This is a genomic window from Frigoribacterium sp. CF331, from assembly GCF_057787905.1.
Map to the genome: position 1 here is coordinate 2,639,665 of NZ_CM173545.1, position 24,106 is coordinate 2,663,770.

Annotated in this window: 18 protein-coding genes; 7 read left to right on the plus strand and 11 right to left on the minus strand. The window is 70.6% G+C overall.

The window, feature by feature from the left end:
* Positions 1 to 2: 2 nt before the first annotated feature.
* The 3 genes from AC3CCI_RS12300 to AC3CCI_RS12310 form a co-directional block, all read right to left on the minus strand.
* The gene (locus tag AC3CCI_RS12300) at positions 3 to 1,118 is read right to left on the minus strand and encodes an acyltransferase family protein (protein WP_488627363.1); all 1,116 of its coding nucleotides are present in this window, start codon (positions 1,116 to 1,118) and stop codon (positions 3 to 5) included.
* A 29-nt stretch (positions 1,119 to 1,147) separates the two neighbouring features.
* On the minus strand, positions 1,148 to 2,728 hold the full coding sequence (locus AC3CCI_RS12305; protein ID WP_488627364.1) for a glycosyltransferase family 61 protein: 1,581 nt from the start codon (positions 2,726 to 2,728) through the stop codon (positions 1,148 to 1,150).
* Between the two features lie 98 nt (positions 2,729 to 2,826).
* Positions 2,827 to 5,556, minus strand: a complete 2,730-nt coding sequence (locus AC3CCI_RS12310; protein ID WP_488627365.1) for a bifunctional glycosyltransferase/CDP-glycerol:glycerophosphate glycerophosphotransferase — start codon at positions 5,554 to 5,556, stop codon at positions 2,827 to 2,829.
* On the opposite strand from AC3CCI_RS12310, the gene AC3CCI_RS12315 reads away from it, so the two are divergent.
* Positions 5,532 to 7,433 (plus strand): glycosyltransferase family 2 protein, encoded by a 1,902-nt coding sequence (locus AC3CCI_RS12315; RefSeq protein WP_488627366.1) that lies wholly within the window; start codon positions 5,532 to 5,534, stop codon positions 7,431 to 7,433. The two genes, AC3CCI_RS12310 and AC3CCI_RS12315, sit on opposite strands and share 25 nt — an antisense overlap.
* Positions 7,433 to 9,235: a glycosyltransferase family 2 protein gene (locus AC3CCI_RS12320; RefSeq protein ID WP_488627367.1), complete on the plus strand. Its 1,803-nt coding sequence runs from the start codon at positions 7,433 to 7,435 to the stop codon at positions 9,233 to 9,235. Before AC3CCI_RS12315 ends, AC3CCI_RS12320 begins: the two co-directional genes overlap by 1 nt.
* Here AC3CCI_RS12320 and AC3CCI_RS12325 read toward each other — a convergent pair.
* Genes AC3CCI_RS12325 through AC3CCI_RS12340 form a run of 4 tightly spaced genes read right to left on the minus strand, consistent with a single transcriptional unit; the run spans position 9,232 to position 15,903 of the window.
* A complete protein-coding gene (locus tag AC3CCI_RS12325; protein WP_488627368.1) occupies positions 9,232 to 10,386 on the minus strand; it encodes a glycosyltransferase in 1,155 nt (384 codons plus the stop codon). The genes AC3CCI_RS12320 and AC3CCI_RS12325 overlap by 4 nt on opposite strands.
* The gene (locus AC3CCI_RS12330; RefSeq protein ID WP_488627369.1) at positions 10,383 to 13,028 is read right to left on the minus strand and encodes a glycosyltransferase; all 2,646 of its coding nucleotides are present in this window, start codon (positions 13,026 to 13,028) and stop codon (positions 10,383 to 10,385) included. Before AC3CCI_RS12330 ends, AC3CCI_RS12325 begins: the two co-directional genes overlap by 4 nt.
* Complete coding sequence (locus AC3CCI_RS12335; protein WP_488627370.1) at positions 13,025 to 14,554, minus strand: glycosyltransferase family 2 protein; 1,530 nt, start codon at positions 14,552 to 14,554, stop codon at positions 13,025 to 13,027. The genes AC3CCI_RS12330 and AC3CCI_RS12335 overlap by 4 nt, the downstream gene beginning before the upstream one ends.
* Positions 14,551 to 15,903, minus strand: coding sequence for a rhamnosyltransferase WsaF family glycosyltransferase (locus AC3CCI_RS12340; RefSeq protein WP_488627371.1), 1,353 nt, complete (start codon positions 15,901 to 15,903; stop codon positions 14,551 to 14,553). Before AC3CCI_RS12340 ends, AC3CCI_RS12335 begins: the two co-directional genes overlap by 4 nt.
* Before the next feature lie 123 nt (positions 15,904 to 16,026).
* On the opposite strand from AC3CCI_RS12340, the gene AC3CCI_RS12345 reads away from it, so the two are divergent.
* The 5 genes from AC3CCI_RS12345 to AC3CCI_RS12365 all read left to right on the plus strand — a co-directional run bounded on the left by AC3CCI_RS12345 (position 16,027) and on the right by AC3CCI_RS12365 (position 19,969).
* Entirely contained in the window at positions 16,027 to 16,635 is a 609-nt protein-coding gene (locus AC3CCI_RS12345; RefSeq protein WP_354593093.1) for a dTDP-4-dehydrorhamnose 3,5-epimerase family protein, read from the plus strand.
* Positions 16,636 to 16,641: 6 nt separating this feature from the next.
* Entirely contained in the window at positions 16,642 to 17,502 is an 861-nt protein-coding gene (gene rfbA, locus AC3CCI_RS12350) for a glucose-1-phosphate thymidylyltransferase RfbA (protein ID WP_354593092.1), read from the plus strand.
* A 114-nt stretch (positions 17,503 to 17,616) separates the two neighbouring features.
* The gene (locus AC3CCI_RS12355; protein WP_354593091.1) at positions 17,617 to 18,468 is read left to right on the plus strand and encodes a M15 family metallopeptidase; all 852 of its coding nucleotides are present in this window, start codon (positions 17,617 to 17,619) and stop codon (positions 18,466 to 18,468) included.
* A 63-nt stretch (positions 18,469 to 18,531) separates the two neighbouring features.
* The gene (locus AC3CCI_RS12360) at positions 18,532 to 18,762 is read left to right on the plus strand and encodes a hypothetical protein (RefSeq protein ID WP_194594265.1); all 231 of its coding nucleotides are present in this window, start codon (positions 18,532 to 18,534) and stop codon (positions 18,760 to 18,762) included.
* 1 nt (position 18,763) lies between these two features.
* Entirely contained in the window at positions 18,764 to 19,969 is a 1,206-nt protein-coding gene (locus tag AC3CCI_RS12365; protein ID WP_488627372.1) for a right-handed parallel beta-helix repeat-containing protein, read from the plus strand.
* A gap of 56 nt (positions 19,970 to 20,025) precedes the next feature.
* Here the strand turns inward: AC3CCI_RS12365 and AC3CCI_RS12370 are convergent, their stop codons facing one another.
* The 4 genes from AC3CCI_RS12370 to AC3CCI_RS12385 form a co-directional block, all read right to left on the minus strand.
* Positions 20,026 to 20,892, minus strand: a complete 867-nt coding sequence (locus AC3CCI_RS12370) for a glycosyltransferase family 2 protein (RefSeq protein WP_488627373.1) — start codon at positions 20,890 to 20,892, stop codon at positions 20,026 to 20,028.
* Positions 20,889 to 22,028, minus strand: coding sequence for a glycosyltransferase family 4 protein (locus tag AC3CCI_RS12375; RefSeq protein WP_488627374.1), 1,140 nt, complete (start codon positions 22,026 to 22,028; stop codon positions 20,889 to 20,891). Before AC3CCI_RS12375 ends, AC3CCI_RS12370 begins: the two co-directional genes overlap by 4 nt.
* Positions 22,029 to 22,106: 78 nt before the next feature.
* Positions 22,107 to 23,054, minus strand: a complete 948-nt coding sequence (locus AC3CCI_RS12380) for a GDP-mannose 4,6-dehydratase (RefSeq protein WP_488627375.1) — start codon at positions 23,052 to 23,054, stop codon at positions 22,107 to 22,109.
* A gap of 3 nt (positions 23,055 to 23,057) precedes the next feature.
* Positions 23,058 to 24,047 (minus strand): GDP-mannose 4,6-dehydratase, encoded by a 990-nt coding sequence (locus tag AC3CCI_RS12385; protein WP_488627376.1) that lies wholly within the window; start codon positions 24,045 to 24,047, stop codon positions 23,058 to 23,060.
* Positions 24,048 to 24,106 lie beyond the last annotated feature (59 nt).

A 24,106-nucleotide genomic window follows, 5' to 3' on the forward strand; every position in this document is an offset into this window, starting at 1 on the left:
GGTCACTCGATCGGTGATCGTCGGCGCCGACGTGCTGACGTGCCCGCCTTCCGGACGTCCGTCGCCCCTGACCCGAGTTCGGCGCTCAACCGGTCGCGGAGTCGGCTCGCGAACGGCACCTCCACGAACCTGTTGACGAGGACGGCCAGCACCAGGCTGACGAGGAGAGCCGCGGCCAGCGCGAGAGGCCACGCGGTGTGTGGTGCGACGACCCGGATGACGGACCATCCGATCTGTTCGTGCAGCAGGTAGAGGGGATAGGTCAGGACGCCGAGTGTGGTGAGCCAACGCCAACGGAGGCGCACGAGGGGCGTCAGGGTCGTCACCGCGACGGCAGCGAAGCAGAACACGATCACCAGCGCACCGACGCCAGGGCTCACACCGGACCCCGTGGTGTCGAGAACAGCACCTCGGGCGTCGTCTCCCGCCGTGGGCACGGCCCAGGCGACGTTCGCCAGCAGGAGCATCCACGTCAAGAACGAGTGACCGTTCCGGTGGAGGAGATACAGCAGCATGCCTCCCGCGAAGAGGCTGGCGTAGTGAGGGATCAGCAGCGTCTGTACGAGATGGGCCTCACTCCTCTCGGCGATGAAGGCGACGACAGGCCAGAGGGCCGAGAAGAGGAGCACCCGGCGCGTGGTGATGCCGACGAGGATGAACAGGCCGATCAAGAGGTAGAACCGGAGCTCGACCCAGAGTGTCCAGTAGACGCCGTCGACGTTCGGGATGCCGAAGGCGGATTGGGCCATCGTGAGGTTCACCAGCAGCTTGCCGACGTCGAATCCTTCTCGTCCGCTCCAGAGGAGGATTGCGGAGGTGATGAGGACACCGGCCCAATAGGCCGGGTACAAGCGTGAGATCCTCGAGGCCGCGAATTGGGGGGTCGTGCGACCCCACGCGCTCATCAGGATCACGAAGCCGCTGATGACGAAGAACAGGTCCACACCGTAGTAACCGATTTTGCTGACCCGAAAGAGCCACGGTGCGACTTCCGACACGGGCTGGGGCCAAGCATCGGTCGTCCGCGCCGTGAAGTGGAAGAGCACGACGGCCACGGCGGCGAAGAAGCGCAGACCGTCGAGGGCGGCGAAGCGCACGGTGCGGGGTCTCTGGGACACCCGGGATGCATCGGGTGATGGCGGCATCGTCATCGGCTCGCGGCCTCACCGTGGTTCGCGCTTGCCAGGAGGGCTTCGAGCTCTTTCCCGTTTCGAGCGAAGTCGAATTCCCAGTCGGAGAGGAAGGCCTCCGGTGAATAGCGGTTCTTCGGCTGCGAGACGTCGGCGCGAGACCAGAAGTAGTGGAGCTCACGGGCGACGGACGAAGCGATCAGTTGCTCGTTCCTCGCCGTGTACGACTCGTGGCTCAGGACCGTCACCCGAGGCCGCCGACCGGCGAAGATCAGGTTGAACATGGCCGCCCCCGCGAAACCCGCGATGTCGTCGGCGTTGAAGAACAGCGTGGCCTGCTCCTCCAGGCTCAGTGATTCCGGCTTGACGACGGTGAAGCCGCGCTCCTCGAAGAACTCCTCGACGTCGGTCCCGTTCCGGCAGACCCTCGACGTCGCCGACGAACCGCGCGACACGAAGATTCGGCGTGGTGAACCCTCGTCCAGACGTGCGAGGTTGCCCCGCAGTGTGTCCCACACCGTCCGGACGGCAGGGTGGAAGTGGTAGGGAATCGCGTTGTGCCAGAGCAGTGACGGAGCGACCAGACGCGTGACGCGCTCGTTCTCCGTCGCGAAGTGGATGTCTCCCTCCTCGATGCCGTAGGCAGCGAGCAGTTCCGTCACGAGCGACGTGTCGAACTCGCCCGTCGGAACCCTGTAGTACGCCTTCATATCAGGATCGTCCGCTTTGGCCGTCTCCCAGCCCCAGAGCTTCGCCACGGACTCCATCATCGTGTGACCGAAGTGCCCCGGGATGCCGGCGTTGAGATCGTAGAACGCCCCGGGCCGCTCGGCGCCGCCCAGTTCCTCGACGCCTGCTGAGGCGATATCTCGATTGACGTTGACCAGTCGCATGTTGCTCACGTTCGCCATGCGGGCGTGTCGGAAGGACGAAGGCAGCGCTGTGTTGCTCACCGTCGTGAGCAGGTGTGACCCGACCAGGACGTCCCCTTCGTACGACCTGAGCGTCGCGGAGGGGTACTCGAACGTGGTCCCGGGGAGGGATTGCTCGCCGCCGTGCTGGACGACGACGAGGTCGGACGATTCTTCACCGCCGGCCTTGACGTCGAGCTCCCGAACCGTCAGTTCGGGGTGGCGGGCTCGAAGGACGTCCGTGGCCGATTCCTCGCGCGTCTTCCACACGTGCTGTTGCACCTTGGGAAGGATGGTGAAGCCCTCGTCGCTGATCTGCTGTTTCATCGCCATGCGGAGAGCGTCCAGTTCCCTGTCGGATCGGTGCTGCCGTCCGACGAGCCTGGTGGCGACGACCCATCCGGATTCGCGAGCTCCCTCGGCGGCGACGTAATAGCCGCCGAACTTCACGTGGAAGAACAGCCACTCCCAGTTGATGACTCGCTGCAGCACCCCCGCCGTCGTGGCATCGACGATGATCGCGATGTCTCCGATGGATTCGATGAGTCGGTAGGCGCCGCGATCCGGCGTGCTCTCGTGCCAGATGACGCCTTCCGACTCAGGTCGGTCACTCGACAAGACATGGACCCGCCCCGGCGCCGTCTCGTTCCACACGTCGACGACCGCCGCACTGCTGCTGTCTGCCACGACGACGATCGGGCCTGTCGTCCCATCGATGAGATCGCGTCGGTGTTTCCGGAGAAAGCGGTGGAGGGGTGAGCGCCCTCGAGGTACCCGGGAGACCATCACTGCGTGTCCCCGACGGTGACCGGATCGATCGCAGGGCGGTCGACGGGATTCGGTTCGGTCTCGAGCCGTGGGCCACCGTCGAGGGCTTTCATCGCCACGACGACCCGCTCACTGTTCTGGTCGTCGCGTTGCGTGAAGGTGGACCGCGTGCGGGCGGCGTAGGTCGCTTCCATCGTGAAGCCGAGGGTGCTGATGGCGTCGACCGCCCGGTTGACGTCGTCCACGGTCTCGGCGACCGGCCCGAAGCCGTCTCGGGCGTAGTCGAAGTACCCCCGGCGTCCGATGTGCATGCCGTTGAAGAACTCCGCCGCGTCGAACTGGAAGTACACGAGGGGGATGTCGAGGAAGGCGGCCTCGAAGCCCAGGGAGGAATAGTCGGTGATGACGAGGGCGCTTCGCGCGAGGACCTCCTGCACGTTGTTCTCCTGGAACGTCATGAGTGTGACGTGTGACGGGATGACGAAGTCGTCGAGGTGCGGTGCCATGTTCGGGTGGGGCATGAAGACGATGGATTTGCCGCCCTCTTCGGCGAGCTCCTTGAGTCGCCGGGACTGCAAGAGCTCACCGTACTGTCTCGCGTAGTCGCTACCGGGGAACAAGACGCCCTTGGTCCGCTTGTTGGACCCGGGCAGCGCCGGCCCGAGCAGGATCTGGCGCCACGTGGGCATGATGACGATGAGAGATCGAGCCTCGTCGGGCGTGGCTCGTCGCAACCTGAGGAGCGCGTCGTGACGGGGGAAGCCGGTCATGACGACTTCCCTGCCCGAGAAGGCGTACGGGCCGTCCAAGGCGATCGAATCGTGTTCTTGGGGCGTGGCGGTGACCAACAGGTCGATCGGCTTCACGTTCAGCCAGCGGGAGAGGTCGTCCTTGGTGATGCCGTGCTGCAGGAACGTGTAGTGGAAGCGCGGCCACCCGTATCGTGCGTTCAGGAGGGGCCGGATCACGTACTGGTCGATGTGGGACGAGGCCAGGTGGGCCGCGCTGAAGATCAGGTGGTGCCACTCCCACGAACGATAGGCGACGAGACGGAAACCCTCTTTCTCGAGGCGAGCCCAGTCTGGTGAATCCTTCTCGAGCACGAACCAGGCGTTGATCTCGGGGTGGCGTGCCCGAACGTGTCGGTAGAGGTGTTCGGCGTTGTCGTTGGCGTCGGTGTTTCGATCCATGAAGACCCACGCATCCGCGAATTTCTCGCGGGTCTTCTTCATGTGGAGGGTGATCGCCAGGGCGTTGTCCACCATCCTGTCGCGTGAGAGGCTCCGCGACAGGCCCTCCCGCCACTCGCGGACCTTGATGCCGGCTCGACGGCGGAGGGTCTCGGACGGGTCGGCGTACTGGGGCTTCACCCTCTTTCGCTGGCTCATGATGAGCGGGTTGATCTGTCGGTGCGTCAGCCTCTCCTGGTGCCCCCACTGCTCCCCGCGGGTGAAAGGGACAGGGCGCCCGCCGAGGGTCATGGTCGTCGAGATCCCTCGACGGATCCACAGATGCCGGCGCCGGAGCAGGACTCGACCGTAGAAGCGGTAGTCCTGGGTCTTGGCGAACGAGGGCTCCGTCACCTCTCCGTCGACCACCACGACCTCCTCGGGCTGTTCGCCGGTGAAGAAGTAGGTGAGGTGGATCTCCTGCCGTGACTCGTCGACGGCGAAGACCCGGACGTACTCGGGCTCCTGGTGTGAGTCCTCGTACCCGCGGAGCACGGCTTCCCGGACCACGAAGTCGACGCTCATGAAGTCGAAGGACCGCACGGCGTCCCTGCTCACCCGGCCGATGATCCGTCGGATGAGTTCGTGGAACTCGTCAAAAGTCGATGCGGGCGCCGCGGCGGTCAACGAGCGGATCGCCATCTCGTTCTTGAAGTACCACAGGAGGTCGTAGAGGACGACGTTCTCCAGCCAACGGGGCACGGCCCCGCCGGTGTCGGTCGCGCGCTCGATCAAGTCCAGGAACCCGTACCGCAGGAGGTCGGTGTACTTCGTCGCCTTGTCGTGGCTGCTCTGCACCAGGGAGCTGCCGTCAGCGCGATAGCGGTAGTGGTACTTCGCAGACGCCACGATCCCGACGCGCGGCGTCTCCTGGGCGAGGAGCACGCGGGAGATGAGATGTCCGTCCTCGAAGTTGGGACGGATCCTCTCGTCGAAGGTGATGCCCTCCTTCCGGAGCACACTCGTCCGGACGAACGTGCTGCCGCCGCTGATCTGGATGAGGGGTTCTGCTCTGAGGTCGACGATGCGGCTGCCCTTGTCGAACTTCGAGCGCAACGGGTGGGTGTTCGTCACTTCCCCGGTGCTGTCGTTGAGCATGAGGATGTGGGTGGCGAGGACCGAGAGCGGCCGCTGCCCGTGGAGTCGGACGAACTTCACGACCTCGCGGAGGTAGTCGCGATCGAGCACGTCGTCCGGATCGGCGAACGTGACCCATTCGGCGTCGACGGCGCCCAGTCCTGCGTTGCGTGCCGACGCGGCTCCGCCGTTCTCCTTCGAGATGAGGAGGACGCCGTCGCCGCGCCCTCGAGCCCAGTCGCGGATGAGGTCGCCGGAGTGGTCCGGAGAGCCGTCGTCGACGAAGACCAGCTGGACGTCGGCCAGGTCGGCCGTCTGTTGGTCGAGCGACTGAAGGAACGCGGGAAGGTACTTCTCGACGTCGTAGGTCGCGATGACGATGCTGATGAGGAAACGACTGGTCTCGTCGTCGTCCGATGAGGAAGCGGCGTGAGGCAACACGTGATCGTCCTTCTGTCGTGGCCCGGCCGGTGTGCGGGGTACGGGTGGCACGCGACTCGAAGCGGGTTGAGGATCTGGTCGCAACGACCCCCGACCGGTTGCGGCACGAAACGATATTAGGGTGTTGTTCGCACGGCGAACGAAAACAGGGGCCCGCAGTCCCTGCCGTCGTCGGTTCGAGGAGTGCCGAGACCTCACTCATCGGCAGCTCGTTCGTGCACGATCCGGGGGTTGGTCGAGTGGTCGATTCGCATTCACGTCACGGGCCGCGACCGGTCCTCAGCGTCGTCGTGCCGGCCGGTCGTGCCGTCGACTTCATCCGATCGTGCGTCTTGAGCCTGAGTCGGCAAGAGCTCGCGGACGTCGAACTGGTCTTCGTGCTCGATCACCCGACCGACGGAACGGACGTCGCCCTCCGAGAAGTCCTCGATCTGGTGCCGCGGGCCCGTGTCATCGAGCTGCCGGAGGCGCGGGGGGCCGGGTACGCCCGCAACGTGGGCCGTCGTGCCGCAGCCGGTCGGTACATCGCCTACGCCGACGCGGACGACGTCGTCCCCCCGGGCGCCTACGCCGCCTTGGTCGGCAGCCTCGAGGCGTCGGGCTCCGACGTGGCGACCGGACGGGCCGAGCAGTTCACCGACGACACGGCCTCGTGGCCCTACTGGTCGACCGAGGGACGGGCGTTCGACGAGCCCCGGGTCGGCGTGACGCTCGCCGACGTCCCCGCCCTCGTCGAGGACCACACCCCCTGGAACAAGGTCTACCGGGCCGAGGTCGCCGTCGACTTTCCCGAGGGGACGACCTCGGAGGACCTCGTCCACTGGGCCCGCATCGTGCCCGGAGTGCGCATCGACGTCGTCGACCAGGTCGTCTACCGTCACCGTCGTCACGCGGCCTCGGTCACGGGCGGCATCGCGGCCGGCTCGCATCTCGACGACTGGATCGTCCAGACGAAGGAGGCGCTGGCCGAGTACCAGCGCACGGCTCCCGGCCCCCCGGTCGAGGCATACCTCAAGAAGCTGCTGCTGCGCGAGGCCTGGACCCGGGTGCGCGGCGTGGCGGGCATGGGGGCCGCCGAGCAATCCTCGTTGGTCTCGTTCGGCGCGTGGCTGGTGTCGGTCGTGCCTGCGGGGGAACTGGAGGTCCTCACGCCGCTGCCCCGCGCCTCCTACCGCCTCTTGGCCGCCGGACGCGTCGCCGACCTCGTCGCGCTGCTCGGCGCCGTCGACGCCCGCACGGCCGATCCGGCGGAGGCCTGGGCCTCGTGGTCGGGGCGGCACGACGCAGCACGGACCATCGGCGTGACCGAGGCCGACCTCGCGGCCGGCGTCTGGCGCGAGCGCCTCTTCGGCCCGACCCTGGACGCTGTCCAGGCCGGCCGAGTCCCCGTTCACGGACTCCGCGAGGTCGCCGCGTTCCACGACCGCCACGTGTCGACGGCCCTCGACCTGCACGAGGGCCAGGTGCTCGACGCGCTGCGCGTCGGCGACGAGACCGTCGTGCGAGCGCTCCGCCGCCACCGCAAGGCCTCGGTCCGGCTGTCCGTCGGCTCGTCGTCGGGCGCTCGCCGCAGCGTCCGCGTCGAGGTGACGGGTGGCGGTTCGCCCGGGGAGTTGCGACGAGGGCGCCTGGTGATCCGGCGGGAGCGCGACGGCGGAGCGTCGCGTCGCGTGGCCGACTTGGACCTCGGCGACGGCGGCGTGGCCGTGGTCGACGTCGCCGACCATCCCGTCGACGGTGAACGATGGGCGGTGGTGCTCACCTCGCCCGACGGGGTCGATCTGCTCGCCCCCACCGTCGTCGCCCCGCCGACGAGTGCCGCGCGGCGCGCCGTCGGAGCCGTCGTCCGGCGACTCCGTCCGGTGGGGCGGGCGTGATGCCGGTGCGTCCGTCGCTCTCGGTGGTGGTACCCACCCATGACGTCGAGCCGTGGATCGACGAGCTGCTCGACAGCGTCCTCGCCCAGGACGTCGACGGCATGGAGGTCCTCGTCGTGGACGACCGGTCGGACGACGGCACGCGCGACCGGGTGCGCGCGGTCGCGGCGCGCGACCCGCGCGTCAGCCTCCTGACGTCGCCCCTGGCCGGCGGCGGCAACGCCCGCAACCACGGCGTCGAGGCGGCCTCCGGGCGGTACCTCGTCTTCGCCGACGGCGACGACCTCGTCCCACGGGGGGCCTACCGTGCGATGATCGACAGCCTCGAGCGCACCGGGTCCGACCTTGCGATCGGAGACCACCTCAAGTTCTCGCCGAGCAGGTCGTGGAGCCCCACGGCCCGATGGGCCGACCTCGCCGAACAGGTCGACGGAGCGGCGCCCGAGGACGTCCCTTGGGCCATCTCGGGCCGCGCCTGTTGGAACAAGCTGTTCCGCCGTTCGTTCTGGGACCGGACGCGACTGGCGTTCCCCGAGGTGCCGAGGTCCAACGACATCGTCCCCATGACCCGGGCGATCCTGTCGGCGTCGTCGATCGACGTCGTGCCCCGGTGCGTCTACCTCTACCGGGACCGGCCCGGTCGGACGTCGATGACGGCCCGGGCTTCGGCCGACGCGGCCGCCTCGAGCTACTTCCGCCAGGAGGCGGCGTGCGCCGAGCTGGTCCGTGGACACGGCGGTCCGGCCGTGGGGCGCGTCTACTCCCGACTCGTCTTCGATGCCGACGCCTGGGTGCACCTCAGTGGATGGCTGAGTCGACTCGAGCCCGGTGCGGACGTCTCGGCGGACGTCGTCGCCGCCGCGCGTGCCGTCCTGACGACCGCGCCCGACGACGCGGTGGACGAGGCGGGCCCCGACAAGCGTGCCCTCGCACTGCTGGTCGTGGCCGACGAGATCGACGTCGCACGCGACTTCGCCGTCCGGATGGACGAGGCCAGGACGCGACGCTCGCACGACGCCGCGAGCCTCTCGGCCTGGGTGACGGCCCTCGACGCGATCGACCGGCACCCGGACGCCCTGCCCGGCGTCGACCGTGTCCTGCTGGCGACCGACGGCCTCGGCGTCGCCCTGGCGAACGACGCCGACCACGTCCAGCGGGACGACCCCGAGGCCTTCGCGGCCGTCGTGGCAGCCCTCCGCGTCGGTCCGGCCGTCCGCGCGCCCCGGGCGGCGGGCCGCCTGCTCGCCGCGTCCGGGACGACCTCGGCCGTCCTCCGGGCCGTGGTCGACGGCGCGCGGCGGGGCGCCCCCGTCGCCGTCGCGCGCGTCTCGGCCGCCCGGCGGGCGGCGCCCCTCCGCGTCGACCGCATCGACGCCGGGCGGCGCTCCCTGCGGGTCACCGGTCCCGTCGGCGACGTGGGCACGCTCGCGGGGGCGCGGTTGGTCGCCTCGGTACGAGGGGCGACCGACGCCGTCGACCTGGGCCCGGTCGAGCTGGTCCCCGCGGCAGGAGACACGGCGCGATGGGCGGCGGAGATCGACGCCCGGTCGATGGCCCGGAGCGGCCGGTACTCGATCGAGGTCCGCGTCGCGGTCGACGACGGGCTCGTCCTCGACCTGCCGGTCGCCACGACGCCGATGCCGATCGCACCGCTGTCGATCTGGCACGACCTGCAGGGGCTCAGCGACCGTCGGCGGGGACGTGCCCTCGTCGTCGACCGTCGGTCGCCCCTCGTCCGACGCATCCCTCGACGGGTGCTCGATCGACTCCGCGCGTCGGTCCCCGCCACCCGCCGGGGCTAGGCCCTGTGGGCTGAGCCCCTCGGGCGGCCGGTCGGGCCCTCGGAGCGGTCGCCGTCACGCCAGGTGCCGAGGCAGGCGAGGCGGTCCGACAGGAGGTCGGCGTACCGGTTCGAGACGGTGAACGGCGACAGGCGCCGGGCGAACTCCTGAGCCCCCTCGCGGGGCATGGCGTACGTGCCGGGCATCGACAGCAGCGACGCGAGTGAGCCCACGGGATCGTCGAGGCCGTAGAACCCGACCCACGGCTCGTCACCGAAGTCGGCCATCAGGTGGTCCTCGCCCGGCAGGACGACCGGCAGGCCGAACGTCGCCGCCAGGTGCACCGTGCCCGAGTTCAGGATGCGCCGGTACGGCAACACCGCGACGTCGGCCGCGGCGAACCAGGTCTCGACGTCGGCGTCGTCGACGTGGTCGTGGTGTCTCACGGCGCGCTGGCCGGGCGGCAGGTGCGCCTCGACGAACGCGAGCTCGTCGGCGGAGGTCTTGCCGGCGAGCAGGACGACCGGCCGTGCGGCTTCGGGGCCCGTGTCGTCGGCGACCCGGCCGAGGGCCGACAGCAGCACGTCGAGCCCCTTGTACGACCTCATCTGGCCGAAGAACAGGGCGGCGTGGTCCTCGTCGCCGAGGCCCAGGCGCTCGCGGGCCTCGCGGCGGGGCAGCGTCGAGGGGTAGACGCCCTGGTAGCTCGGGTGGGGGATCGTGACGACCTTCGCGGGGTCGACGACGTAGTGCTCGCGGGTCGCCTCGACGGTGCCCGTCGACATGGCGTGGACGACGTCGACGAGATCGGCCAGGGCCTGACAGAGCGCGACCTCGACGTCGAGGTGACGGGCGTCGTGGGGGACGACGTTGTGGATGGTCCACACGAGCAGCACGCCCCGCTCGTGCGCCCGCCGCAGGGCCGCGAGGAACCTCTCGGACCGGGCCCGCGCCTCCTCGCGTCCGTCGACGGCGCGTTGGGCGACGGGCGAGGTCCAGTGCAGGTGGAAGGCGTCACCATCGGCCAGGCCGGCGAGCACGGCCTCGGCCCCCTCGAGCGTGGTCGTCTCGTCGACCCGGACGCCGGCCGCCCGTGGTGCGAGGGTCATCAGGTTCACGTAGGGGTTGTCCCGGTAGGCCGGGAACACCCCCAGCGTCGTGACGGTCCTCACGACGAGGCCTCGGCGGCGACGGCGCGCAGCTGGTCGAGGACGATCGCGGCGCGTCCGCTCACCGCCGGGTGGTCGTCACCCGCCCCCGGACCGGCCAGGACCGAGAAGGAGGCGCGGGTCAGGTCGTCCACCCGGCCGTCCTCGTCGAGCCAGACGGCGTTGACCGCGCCGGGCTGGGGAACGAAGCGGGGCGCGCCCTCGGCCGTCGCGACGAGCACGGCGACGTCGTCGATCGAGCACGACGACCGGTAGAACGCCGCGACGTCGTCGACGACGACGTCGTGCCCGTGGAAGACGAGGTGGCCCCGGAGGCGCGCGCAGGCGGCGGCGGCCCGGGCGTCCGAGAGGTCGGCCTTGAGGGCCCAGCGGAGGCCGTCGCGCTCCCAGGGGCCCGAGCGCGGGGCGCGTTCGACCAGGGGACGGGACGACCTGACCATGACGTCGTGCCCTCGCGGCTCGCCGGCCTCGATGCCCACCAGGCGGAGCCCGGCCGCCTCGTAGCCCGCGACGTCGAGGTCGGGGTAGCGTCCGCGCCACCGCTCGTCGAACAGCCGGCGGTTGACGAGCCGGGCGTCGTCGCGCCCGGGCGACGTGCTCTCGTGGTGCACGACGACCGACTCGAGCACGACGGCGAAGTGCGACCCCGGGCGGTCGTCGAGTGCTCGCAGGCACAGGTCGACGTCCTCGAGCCCGTTGGCGAAGACGGGGTCGAAGCCCCGCCACCTGATGAGGTCGCGCGCCCGGAAGGCCGCGGCCGCCGCCGTCACGGCCGCGAACCGTCGGGCGTCCGCGCGGTCGACGTCGAGGCGTGGGTGGTGGGCGAGGAAGTGCCAGGGCATGACCTTGTCCCCGCCGAACACCGTTCCGGCGGCCTGGACCGTGCCGTCCGGGTAGAGCAGGAGCGGCTGCGCCCCGAGGACGTCCTCGTCGTCGAGGGCGGCGAGCAGCGGGGCCAGCCAGCCCGGGCGCACCTCGGTGTCGTTGTTCAGCATGACCACCCGCGAGCCCGTGCTCAGGGCGAGCCCCACGTCGCTGCCGAGGCCGAAGTTGAGGTTGCGGGCCTGCCGGTGGACCGTCACGCGGTCGTCACCGCCGAACCAGCTGTCGAGGATCGCCGAGACGGACCGTCCGGAGGCGTTGTCGATCAGGACCACCTCGACGCCCGGGGCTCCGTCGTCCGACGCGAGCACCGCCTCCACGGCTCGTCGGGTGAGCTTCCAGTCGCGGTAGACGGGCATGACGATCGACACGCGGTCGTCCGAGCGGTCGCCCGCCGACGCCTCGAGGGCGGTCCAGTCGATCAGGTGGGGTGCCACGGCGACGTCCTGCCAGGAGGCCGGGTGGGTCGACGAGATGCGGCCGCCGTCGTGCGAGTTGTCGTAGTCGACGCCGAGGTGGGGCACGTAGGTGGGCACGCCGTGTGCCCGGGCGAGGCGCAGGACGTAGTCGTAGTCGATCCACCGCTTGAGCCGCAGGTCGAAGGCGCCCACCGCGTCCGCGGCCTCACGGGTCACGACCAGGGCGTTGAGGTCGATGAAGTTGCCGGCGAGGAGGTCCTCCCAGGTGCCGTCCTCGCCGCGGTACGTCTCGACGGGGGCACCGTCCCGTGCGGCGGGGTCGTTGAGCCCGCGCATCCGCAGGCCGGTGTGCACCGCGGCGGCCCCCGTCTCGAGCAGGGCCGCGACCGCGATCTCGAGGTGCGTCGGGTACCACGCGTTGTCCGAGTCGAGGAAGGCCACCACGCCACCCGTGGCCGCCGCGAGACCGGTGTTCCGCGCCGCACCCGCGCCGAGCGACGCCTGCGCGAGCGGGACGATGCGGGGGTCGTCTCGGGCTGCTTCCGCCAGGAGGTCGGCCGTGCCGTCCGTCGAGCCGTCGTCGACCACGACGAGCTGCCACGACGACCAGGTCTGCGCCCGGACCGAGGCGATGGCCGCCCGCAGCGAGTCGGCCCGGTCACGCGTCGGCAGCACGACGGAGACGACCGGCGGCTCGGCCGCGGCCCTCTCGAGCCCCCGGCGGTAGCGAGAACGGGCCGCTGGAGCGTCGAGTCCGTCCCAGGTCGACCGGTACCGGCGGCGGGTGCGCACCTGGTCGGCGGCGAACGACCGGGCCCGGGCGAGGGCCGCCTCGCGGTGCTCCGCCCAGGTCGGCGCGTCACCGAGGCGTCCGGCGGGGGTCGGCAGCAGCGTCTCGGGGCGGGCGTGGGCGAGGAAGTGCCGCAGGGCGTCCAGCGTCGTCCGGGGGCGGTCGGCCTCGGGCAGGGAGCCGACGTAGGCGGCGGCGTCGAAGACGGGACCCGTCTCGACGAGCCGGTCGTCCTCCTGGTGCAGGAAGTCGAACCAGCTCGTCCTCGGGTCGGTGAGCTGGGCCTGCAGCCACTCGGGCTCGACGAGGGGCGACAGGGTGAGCCCACGCCCGCCGTCGCCGGTGATGACGAAGCGGGCCGCCTCGGCGTCCGACCCGAACGGGCGGCCGGTGATCGCCTCGACGTACGGACGGTCGACCAGGTCGAACTCGACGACGCGGTCGGCCCAGCGCTTGAGGCGGTCCTCGACCGTGAGCGGCTTCGGCTCGGGTCGGAACCTCGCGAGCGAGCGACGCACGAGCGCCGGGACGGACCGACGGTCGGGCCCGGTCACGAGCGGCCCCGGGGCAGTCGCGACGCGACACGTCCGATGACCGACGCGAGCTTGTAGCTGCGGCTGGCCTTGAGCTGGTTGAGCTCGTCACGATAGCGGTGCAGGCGCCGAGCGTCCGTCGAGGCCGACCGGTGCGCCACGGCGTCGGCGAGGCCGATCCGATCGGCTCGCTGCTGCAGCGCGGCCACGCGGTCGGCGAGGGGCGTGGCCCGGTGACGCGACCACTGCCGGGGCAGGGAGGTCCACGGCGACGCGTCCGCGCCTCCGTCGTCGGTGACGGTGAACGCGGCGTGGTCGCCGACCGCGGCACCCGTGAGGCGGCGTCCGGCGGCGGGGCCGTCGACGCTCCAGCGGACCGGCTGCGCGGAGAGCCCGAGGTCGAGGCTCGCCCAGACGGCGTACCGGCGGTGGGCCTGCAGCAGTCGGTCACCGTCGACGAGGCCGTTGACGAGCAGCCCGAGGGAGCCGATCTGGTCGTCCGGCGCGTCGCTCCGCACGACCGCGGTCGGAGCCAGGGCCGACACCGCCGACACCGCCTCGTCGTCGACCAGGAGCTCGAGGGCGAACGCGTCGCCGAGGGCCCGGGAGGCGCGGGTGACGACGCCGTCGCGTCGTGCGTCGTCGAGACCCGCGGCGGCCGCACCCCGCAGGTCGATCGTCATCGTGTCCCGAGCGGCGCCCGGGACGAGCGCGTCGGCGAACCGGTCGGCGGGGTGCACGTCGTGCCGCAGGAACGCGGCCGTCGCCGACCCGTAGAAGGGGTACCGGGCCTCGAGCTTCTTCTGGTGGGCGTCACGAAGGGTGTTCCGACGCGCCCCGACGAAGCTCTTGGACCCGGCGTGCAGCACGAGGGCCCGGTTCGCGACCAGCGCGAGGTACCCGTGCTCGTTGAGGCGCAGGCAGTAGTCGTTCTCCTCGCCGTACCCGGGGGCGAACTCGTCGTCGAACAGGCCGAACCGTCGGATCAGGTCGCGTCGCGTCAGGAAGCAGAAGCCCATGGCCACGGGCGAGACGTACCATCGGGGCAGGACGGGGACGATCTCGGCGGCGACCTGCAGGGTGCGTTCGAACGAGCGCTCGGCGGGGGACACCTGGCGGAACGGCAGGCTGGCGATCGTGGCGTTGTTGCTGCGGGCGCAGACGACCCCGTGCTCGGGTGCCGCCAGGAGGACCTCGAGCATCTCGTCGATGAACCCGGCGGTGACGACGGTGTCGCTGTTCAAGAGCAGCACGTCGCGGTCGGAGGTGTCGAGCTCGGTCACGGCCCGGTTGCAGGTGCCCACGAAACCGAGGTTCCGGTCGTTGCTTTCGTAGCGGAACCCGTCACGGCCGGCGACGGCTTCGAGGACGGCGCGTTCGATCGCGTCGGCGTCCGGCCCGCAGTCGTTGACGAGCAGGACGCGGTGCCGCGAGGTGTCGACGTGGTCGAGGAGGGACGCGATGCAGTCGAGCAGGGACGGCAGGTCTCCGTAGACCGGGACGACGACGGTGACGCCCGGGGACGTCTGGACGGGGGAGGTGCTCACGGGGTTCCTCCTCGACGGCTGCCGTCGGACTCGGGTCGTGCGGCGGTCAGGCGCTCGGCAGCCGACCGGACGGCGGAGGCGAGGGTGCCGCCGAGTGCACCGGGTGCGAGGTCGGCGAAGGCCCCTGGGCCCTCCGCGGCGTTCCGCCGGACGGCCGAGACGACGGCCGCGGCCAGGGCCTCCGGCTCGGCGGCCACGGCGTCGATGCGGTCGTGCAGGCCCGAGCGGGTGCCGTCGAACTCGTTCGTGACGGCCAGGGCGCCCGAGACGGCCGCGTCGAAGGGCGGGTGGCTCGGGTGGGGGCTGTACTGCAACGACAGGACGACGTTCGTCGACGCCAGGAGGTCGAAGTAGTCGTCCCAGGGCAGGGTGCCCACGCTCCGCAGGGTGTGGCCGCCGCCGAGATCCGTGTCGCCGTGGAGCTCGCCGGCCGACACGAACTCGACCGGGTGGCCCGAGGCGGCGAGCTCTCGGGCGGCGATCTTGAGCGCCGCCACCCCGAGCCGGAAGAGGTTGCGGTGCTTGCTCGGACGTCCGTAGAACAACACGCGCGTCGTCTCGCCCGCCGACCGCTTCGCGGCGACGCGGCGGAGGAGGTCGAGGTCGAGGTCGGGGGCGAACACCAGGTCGTCGTCGACGGTGAGGCCCTGCTGCTCCTCGAGGTAGGCGCGGAGGGGCGTCGAGTTGACGATGGGCTGGAACCCCCGTCGGTACGTCGAGGCCGCGACCGCGTACTCGGTCGACCAGGGGCTGAACCCGGGCTCGTAGTCCTGGACGAGGTAGGCGACCCGCTCGCGGGCGATGCGTCCGCTGCGGGTCGCGACGTCGACGGCGTGGGCGGTCTTCCAGTGGGTGACGAGCCACGAGTCGTCGGGCGAGAACCGGATCGACGGGAGGTCCTCGCGCGCGACCACCCTGGCCTCGACGTCGGGGAAGCGCGCCCCGACGAAGGCCTGGGCCGCGGCGGACGAGTTGCCGGAGGTCGTGTACGACACCATGACGATGCGCAGGGGCAGTCCGAGTTCGGCCGCGAGGGTCCGGCCGACCGACAGCGCCGTCGAGATGCCGGCGAAGGTCGCGTCCGGCCGGATCTCGCCGACGACCAGGTCGAGGTGGGGCTCCGCGTCGTGCGAGACGGTGATCCCGGCGAGGGCGGTGCTCGTCTCGACGAGGTGCAGATAGGGGAGGGCGGCGTCGTCGACGAGCGCGGCCTCGGCACGCGAGACCGGGGAGTTGTCGACCGCGACGAGGCGCTCGCGAGCGGCGTTGCGGAACTCGGGGCGCGTCAGGTAGTCCCTGTTGACCCGCACCAGGTCGGTGACGAGTCGGCGGATCTTGGCGGTGTCCATGGAACTCGCGGCGCTTCCCCTCGCGTCTCTCGGTACACCCGTGCCTGCGGCGACGGGCCGGGAGGAGTCTATCGATGCGCGGCTCGAGCCCGGGGGACGCCGGGGTGCTTGTAGACTCCACCGGTGCAGACGCGAGAACTGGCCATCCCCGGCGCCTGGGAGTTCACCCCGAAGCAACACGGTGACGACCGCGGCGTCTTCTTCGAGCAGTACCGCTACGACGTGTTGCAGGACGTCGTCGGCCACCCGCTCGACCTCAAGCAGACCAACACGTCGGTGTCGGCGCGGGGCGTCGCGCGGGGCATCCACTACGCGCTCGTGCCGCCGAGCCAGGCCAAGTACGTCTCGGCCCCCAAGGGCGCCTTCATCGACTTCGTCGTCGACATCCGGGTCGGCTCGCCGACCTTCGGCCAGTGGGACTCCGTCGTCATCGACGACGTCGACCGGCGCGCCGTCTACCTCTCCGAGGGGCTCGGGCACGCCATCGTCGCGCTGACCGAGGGGGCGACCGTCAACTACCTCGTCACCGAGACCTTCAACCCCGAGCGCGAGAAGGGCCTCAGCGTCCTCGACTCCGACATCGGGCTCGTCTTCCCCGACGACATCGGCGAGATCCTCCTCTCCCCGAAGGACACGTCGGCGCCCACCCTGGGCGAGGCCGAGAGCCTCGGCCTCCTGCCCACCTGGGACGAGTGCCAGGCCTTCTACCAGCAGCTCCGAACCGAGAACTAGGCAGACATGCGCGGAATCATCCTCGCCGGCGGGTCCGGCACACGTCTCTACCCGATCACCAAGGGCATCTCGAAGCAGTTGATGCCGATCTACGACAAGCCGATGGTCTACTACCCCCTGTCGACGCTGCTGTCGGCCGGCATCCGCGAGATCCTCATCATCACGACCCCCGACGACGCGCCCCAGTTCCAGCGCCTCCTCGGCGACGGGTCCGACCTCGGCATCGAACTGACCTACGCCATCCAGCCGTCACCCGACGGCCTGGCCCAGGCGTTCATCATCGGCGAGGAGTTCATCGGCGACGAGAAGGTCGCCCTCGTGCTCGGCGACAACATCTTCCACGGGGTCGGGCTCGGCTCGAACCTCCGGGCCAACACCGATCCCGACGGCGGCGTCATCTTCGCCTACCACGTGTCGAACCCCCGGGCCTACGGCGTCGTCGACTTCGACGAGACCTTCACGGCGCGCTCCATCGAGGAGAAGCCCGAGAACCCCAAGAGCAACTACGCCGTCCCGGGCCTCTACTTCTACGACAACTCCGTCGTCGAGATCGCGAAGGGCATCGAGCCGAGCTCACGGGGCGAGCTCGAGATCACGACGATCAACGAGCGCTACCTCGAGGCGGGCAAGCTGCAGGTGCAGGTGCTCGACCGGGGCACCGCCTGGCTCGACACCGGCACCCACGAGTCGATGATGCAGGCGTCCGAGTACGTCCGCGTCATCGAACACCGTCAGGGGTACAAGATCGGGTGCATCGAAGAACTCGCCTGGCGCCGTGGCTGGATCGACGACGAGCAGCTGCGTCGGCTCGCGAAACCCCTGGTCAAGAGTGGTTACGGGGCGTACCTCATGGGGTTGCTGGGCTAGTCCTCCTTCTTGCCGACTCCCGCACGGGGGGTGGTCGGATGCTGGCATCCGTGCGATCTTCGGAGTATGGACTCCTCTGTTGATCAGGCAGAGCCGGGGGACAAGATCGGGCGCATGATCCATCGCCGCCACTTGCTCTCGCTCGCTGCCGCCTCCGTCGTCGCCACCGGCGCGGCCTCCGTGCTGCGGCCCGACGCCGCGCACGCGTCGGTCAGCCTCGGCGAGACCTCCGCCGCCACGGACAGCATCGCCGAGGCACTCGCCGTGGCCGAACTGAGCGCCTGGGGCGGGTACTCCAACGGCAACATCCCGGCCAGGGCCCTCACGCCGGTGTCGGCGACCGTGGCCGGCTCGGGGTACCTCCGCACCGACGCCGCGCGCCAGTACCTCGCCCTCAGCCTCGCCTTTTCGAACGCCGTCGGTCGTCCCCTGGCCATCACCGAGGGGTACCGCGCGTACTCCCGTCAGGTCGACTACTGGAACGCCTACCAGGCCGGCACCGGCAACCTCGCGGCCTACCCCGGCACCTCGAACCACGGCTGGGGCATCGCCTGCGACTTCGGTGCCGGTGTCGCCACGGCCGGCTCGGCGGCCAAACGGTGGATGGACGCGAACGCGCCGTCGTACGGCTGGATGCCCACGGGCAACTCCTTCAGCCGGCCCGAGCCCTGGCACTTCGACTACACCCCGGCCTACGTCGGTGACATCCCGCTGCAGGTCGACGCGGACTCCGAGGTCATCATCATCCGGGCCAAGCAGGCCCTCAGCGAACAGGCGCTCGGCTACACGGCCCTCGTGGGCGTCCGCAGCCTGCGACACCTGTCGACCATCGACATGATCAACGCGATGCGCGTCGCCGGCACCCCGTTCTACGAGGTGGACCGCAACCAGTTCTACGCGATCATCAACTCGCTGGGCATCGCTCGCTCGGCACTCACCCAGGACGCGGACTACTGGCGTCGCTGACGCGCACCCGACCGACACGACCGACACGCCCGACACGCCCGACACGAATCGAAGGACTTCCACATGCTCATCATCCGTTGCACCGACAACCTGCCCGAGGTGGGAAGCGGCTACGTCTGCATGGTCGGCGTCCGGTCGCTCCGGCACATGACCACCATGGAGATGGTGAACGCCATGCAGGCGGTCGGGGTCCAGTACAAGAACCTGAACGCCGCCGGCTTCTACGCCGCCCTCAGCTCCCTCTCGATCCCTCGCACCGCCCTGAAGACCGGTGCCGACTGGTCCGGTCGCTGACATGACCCCGGCCGGCCGTCGCTCACGTCTGCTGGCCGCGACGGTCGTGGTCATCGCGACGGTCCTCGGCGGAGGCCTCTCGGGCGCGCCATTGGCCGGGGCGGCAGCCGCCTCGGCGGCAGCCGTGTCCTACGGCGTCGGAGCGCGCTCGTTGAGTCAGCCGTCGCCGGGCGGTCGGCACGTCTACGTGTCCACGACCGGCTCCGACACCTACAAGCAGTACCACCGTGCCGCTTGCCTCAGGGACCCCGCCAACGCCGGCCAGTATCAGGACAGGTGCCCCGAACCCACGGCATCGTCGCCGTTGCGGACGGTGCAGGCCGGCATCCGGGCAGCCAGGCCCGGCGACGTGATCGTCGTGCGAGGGGGCGTCTACGCGGAGGCGATCGGATGGGGTCTCCAACGCGGGACCGCCGAGCGTCCCATCGTCCTGCAGGCGAGCCCGGGGGAACGAGTCGAGGTCAACGGGACGCTCATCATGGCTTCGGCGGACCACTGGACCATCAACGGCATCCGCTTCACGTACAACTCGGCCATCCAGACCGGTCAATCGGTGGTGCTGATGTCGGGCGGCGACGGGTGGTCGTTCACCAACAACGAGGTGCAGGGAACACGCGGCGTGGCCAACGTGCTGGTCAACGCGACGACTGCCTCCGGGTCGACCGCCCAGCTGGCGGCTGCGGCGCCGCGCAACTACCTCATCGGAGGCAACTGCATCCACGACAACCGAGCCGTGGACGCCGCCGGGACGGACCACAACATCTATCTCATGTCGTCCATCTGGTCCACTGGTGGCCTCATCGAGAGGAACTTGGTCGCTGGTGCGCCGCGAGGGGCCAACATCAAGGCCGCCGGGAGCACCCCTGCGACGGCGTCCGGGAGCCCGCGGAACGTCACCATCAGGTACAACACCCTGTTGTCCGCAGCGTCGGGCCTGACGATCGGTCTCGCAGCAGAAGGGGTCGAGGCCCAGCGGAACATCATCGCCGTCCCGAACGGGTCCGGTCGCTACGACGGGGCGGTCAAGACCTACCAGCTCGACCAGCCCGGCAAGAACGCGGTCAAGGACTCCCTGTTGAGCGGGTACGCCCGGCCGATCAGCGAGGACTTCGGCGTGACTCGCCACATCTTCACGGCACGCAACGACACGGCGACCCCGTTCTCGTACACGGGCTCGATCGCGAACTGCACCGCCACGGCGGCCTAGGCGACGATCCGCTCGTCCTACGGCCACATGGCCCGCTGACCGGGGCGTCGTCGCGCCTACGCTCGCCGCCCGCGCCCCGCTGCGATGGTGACGCGCGCCCGCACGCGGAGCCCGAGGCCGACCGCGGCGACGACGGGGCGCCAGAGCAGCCCCGGGTGGGTCTTGGCGATGTAGCGGTGCGCCGACCGGTGGTGGGCCGTGATCATGACGTCGGCCGACCGAGCGGTGCTCTCGCCGCCGATGTGCATCACCTCGGCGTCGGGGACGAAGAGGTTCGACCAGCCGGCCCGGGCCAGTCGGCGCCCGAGGTCGACGTCCTCGAAGTACATGAAGAAGTCGGGGTCGAAGCCGCCGACCGCCTCGAAGGCCTCGCGCCGCACCAGCAGGAACGCACCCGAGAGCCAGCCCACGGCAGCGGTGCTCTCCGACTTCGACACGTCGCGCTGCTGGTAGCGGCGCGTCCAGGGGTTCGACGGCCAGACCCCCGAGAGCAGGGCGTGGCCGATGCCGGTGCGGATCGAGGGCAGTGCCCTGGCCGACGGGTAGACGGTGCCGTCGGGGTCGAGGACGCGCGGGCCCAGGGCACCGGCTCGCGGGTTCTCCCGGCCCGCGGCCAGCAGGGCCCCGACCGTCCCGGGCGTGGCCACGACGTCGGGGTTGCAGATCAGGTACCACCGTTCGTCGGCGGTGGCCGACGTGGTGCCGAGGTTGACGGCGCGCCCGTAACCGACGTTGCCGGGGGACCTCACGAGCGTGACCTCGTCGTGCGACGCGGCCACCGCCTCCGGGGCTCCGTCGGTCGACCCGTTGTCGACCACCAGCACCCGGCCGGGGGGGAACCCGTTCGGCGCGAGCGAGTCGACGAAGGTCTCGAGGGTGTCGCCGGGTGAGTAGGTGACGGTGATGCAGAGGATCTCGCTCATCGGGTGCCTCCCGCGGCGTCGCGATAGGCCACGGCGTGCTCGGCGGCCGTCCGCTGCCAGGTGAAGCCGAGGGCCCGCTCGCGGCCGCGGCGACCGAGCTCGGCCCGACGGTCGCCGTCGCCGAGCAGCGCCTCGAGCGTCGCCTCGAGCGAGGCGGCGTCGGGCTCGCAGTAGACGGCCACGTCACCGCCGACCTCCGGGGCCGCGAGCCGGTCGGTCGTGACCACCGGGACGCCGCTGGCCAGGGCCTCGAGGATCGGCAGGCCGAAACCTTCGCCCACGCTCGGGTAGGCCACGAGCGTCGACGACGCCACGAACGCCGGCAGCAGTCGCTCGTCGACGTAGCCGAGCCAGCGGTAGGGCGACGTCGGCCCCGCCGCCTCGAGGCGGGCGAGGACGGCGTCGTCCCAGCCGCGTCCGCCCGCGAGCAGGAGGCGCGGTGCCAGGTCGGGCCGTCGCTCGCCCACCCGGGCGATCGCGTCGAGCAGCGGCCCCACGTTCTTCCGTGGCTCGATGGTGCCCACGAACGCGCAGTAGCCACCGTCGCCGATCGCCAACCGCTCACGCATCTCGACCTCGTCGCGCCGGGCGTCGGGGGAGTACCGCACGGTGTCGACCCCGTGGAACGACACGACGATCGGCGCCAGACGACCCGTCACCCACCGGGCGACCTCGTCGGCGGTGGCCTGACTCGGGGCGAGGCAACGGTCGGCACGACGGGCGGCGAGGCGGATCCAGGTGCGGAAGAAGGGCCCCTTGAGTCGCCCGTGCAGCTCGGGGTGCGAGAAGAAGGTCGCGTCGTGCAGGGTGACCACCCGTCGACGCCGACTGAGCAGGGGCATCGTGTAGTGCGGCGAGTGGATCACGTCGACGCCCAGACGGCGCGCGAGGCGAGGCAGGACGAGCTGTTCCCACAGCAGGCGCACGCCGACCGAGGTCGTGCGGGGCGGGACCCGGTGCAGGATCGCCGCGGGTGCGTCCGCGCGCAGCCACTCGAGATCGCGTTCCTGGCAGGCCACGTGGAGGACGACGTCGTCGCGCACGGACAACGCCGGGACGAGTTCACGCAGGTAGCGACCCACGCCGCCGGAGTCGGCGGGGATCGACGTGGCGTCGAGGAGGACGGTGACGCTCACGACGGGACTCCTCGATCGGTGCGGTGCGGTGCGGTGCGGACGGGCGGTGGGGGGCTGGGTGGTCGTGACGCCGCCGGATCAGCGGTCGGCGTCGACCATCGCCTCGACGACCTCGGTGAACGACCGGGTCGGCGTCCATCCCAGCGAGGAGCGGATCTTCGAGGCGTCGCCGCGCAGCTCGGAGGCGTCGGCGGGCCGGACGAACTCGGCGTCGCTGCGGACGAGGTCGGTCGTGTCGGTGATGCCGACCCGGGCGAACGCCGCGTCGACGAAGTCCTGGATGCTGTGCGACTCGCCGGTCGCCACGACGTAGTCGTCGGCCGTGTCGGACGTCGCCACGAGGGCGAGGGCCTCGGCGTAGTCGGGCGCCCAGCCCCAGTCGCGGCGGACGGCGAGGTCGCCCAGCACGAGCTCGCGTTGTTCGCCGCGCGCGATGCGGGCCGCCGCGGCGGTGATCTTGCGGGTGACGAACTGCTCGGGCCGTCGCGGCGACTCGTGGTTGTAGAGGACCACGCTCGAGGCGCGCATGCCGGCGGCGCGGTAGGCCCCGACGAGCAGGTGCGCGTACGCCTTCGCCGCGCCGTACGGGTTGACCGGTGCGATCGGCGTGGTCTCGTCCTGCGGTGAGACGTCGGCCTGACCGAAGATCTCGGCGCTCGAGGCCTGGACGAAGGCGGCGTCGTGCCCGCCGTCGCGCAGCTCGGCCACCGCGGCGAGCAACCCGGCCACGGCGGTGCCGTTCAGCTGTGCGGTCTCGACGGGCAGGCGCCACGAGGCCGCGACGCTGCTGAGCGCCGCGAGGTTCACCACGACGTCGGGCCGGACCGCGAGGACCGTGGAGCGCATCCCCGCCAGGTCGGTCAGGTCGCCGCGGTGCAGGACGACGTCGGCCGGCAGGTCGGCGACCGGCGCGTCCTCGCCCCCGTCCCGGACGACGCCGTGGACCTCGAGGCCGCGGGCCACGAGGTTCTCGGCGAGGTAGCTGCCGGTCTGGCCGGCGATTCCGGTGACGAGGGCGCGCAACATGCCCTACTTGCCCTGCGTCGCCTTCTCGCGCTCGAGATCGGCGTCGACCATCATCGTCACGAGGTCCTCGAACTTCGTGGCGGGCGTCCAGCCGAGGGTCTCGCGGGCCTTGGCGGAGTCACCGATCAGCAGGTCGACCTCGGCGGGGCGGAAGAACTGGGGGTCCTGGAAGACGTGCTTCTCCCAGTCGGCGATGCCGACGTGGTTGAACGCGATGTCGAGGAACTGACGCACCGAGTAGGTCTCACCGGTCGAGATGACGTAGTCGTCGGCCTCGTCCTGCTGCAGCATGCGCCACATGGCCTCGACGTAGTCGCCGGCGAAGCCCCAGTCGCGTTTGGCGTCGAGGTTGCCGAGGCTGAGCTGGTCCTGCAGGCCGAGGGCGATGCGCGCGACGGCCATGCTGATCTTGCGGGTCACGAACTCGGGCCCGCGCAGGGGCGACTCGTGGTTGAAGAGCACGCCGGACGAGGCGTGCATGCCGTACGACTCGCGGTAGTTGATGGTCATGTAGTGGCCGAAGACCTTGGCGACGCCGTACGGCGAACGCGGCCACAGCAGGGTGGTCTCGCGCTGGGGGACCTCTTGCACGCGACCGAACATCTCGGACGACGACGCCTGGTAGAAGCGCACCTTGCCGATGTCGTCGCCGGCGTACAGGCGGATCGCCTCGAGGATGTTGAGCACGCCGAGGCCGGTGACCTGGCTGGTCAGCTGGGCGTTCTCCCACGAGTAGGCCACGAACGAGATGGCACCGAGGTTGTAGACCTCGTCGGGACGGGCGCTGTTGAGCGCGCGCAGCAGGCTCGACTGGTCGAGCAGGTCACCGGTGAGGATCTTGACCTCGGGGGCCCACTCGTTGATCACGGGGATCTTGGGGTTGTTCTGGCCGCGGACGAGGCCGTAGACCTCGTACCCCTTCGAGAGGAGCAGGCGGCTCAGGTACATGCCGTCCTGGCCCGTGATACCGGTGATGAGGGCGCGCTTGGTCAATTCAGGTTCCTTACGTTGATTTCGGGCCGACACGACATCTTAGCCGTGGCCGTTCGCGA

Bases quoted from the DNA above. Each gene is read 5' to 3' on its own strand.
- AC3CCI_RS12355 (WP_354593091.1), top strand. From the start codon at position 17,617: ATGATCCATCGCCGCCACTTGCTCTCGCTCGCTGCCGCCTCCGTCGTC.
- AC3CCI_RS12340 (WP_488627371.1), bottom strand. From the start codon at position 15,903: ATGGACACCGCCAAGATCCGCCGACTCGTCACCGACCTGGTGCGGGTC.
- AC3CCI_RS12365 (WP_488627372.1), top strand. From the start codon at position 18,764: ATGACCCCGGCCGGCCGTCGCTCACGTCTGCTGGCCGCGACGGTCGTG.
- AC3CCI_RS12380 (WP_488627375.1), bottom strand. From the start codon at position 23,054: ATGTTGCGCGCCCTCGTCACCGGAATCGCCGGCCAGACCGGCAGCTAC.
- rfbA (WP_354593092.1), top strand. From the start codon at position 16,642: ATGCGCGGAATCATCCTCGCCGGCGGGTCCGGCACACGTCTCTACCCG.
- AC3CCI_RS12320 (WP_488627367.1), top strand. From the start codon at position 7,433: ATGCCGGTGCGTCCGTCGCTCTCGGTGGTGGTACCCACCCATGACGTC.
- AC3CCI_RS12370 (WP_488627373.1), bottom strand. From the start codon at position 20,892: ATGAGCGAGATCCTCTGCATCACCGTCACCTACTCACCCGGCGACACC.
- AC3CCI_RS12360 (WP_194594265.1), top strand. From the start codon at position 18,532: ATGCTCATCATCCGTTGCACCGACAACCTGCCCGAGGTGGGAAGCGGC.
- AC3CCI_RS12315 (WP_488627366.1), top strand. From the start codon at position 5,532: ATGAGGAAGCGGCGTGAGGCAACACGTGATCGTCCTTCTGTCGTGGCC.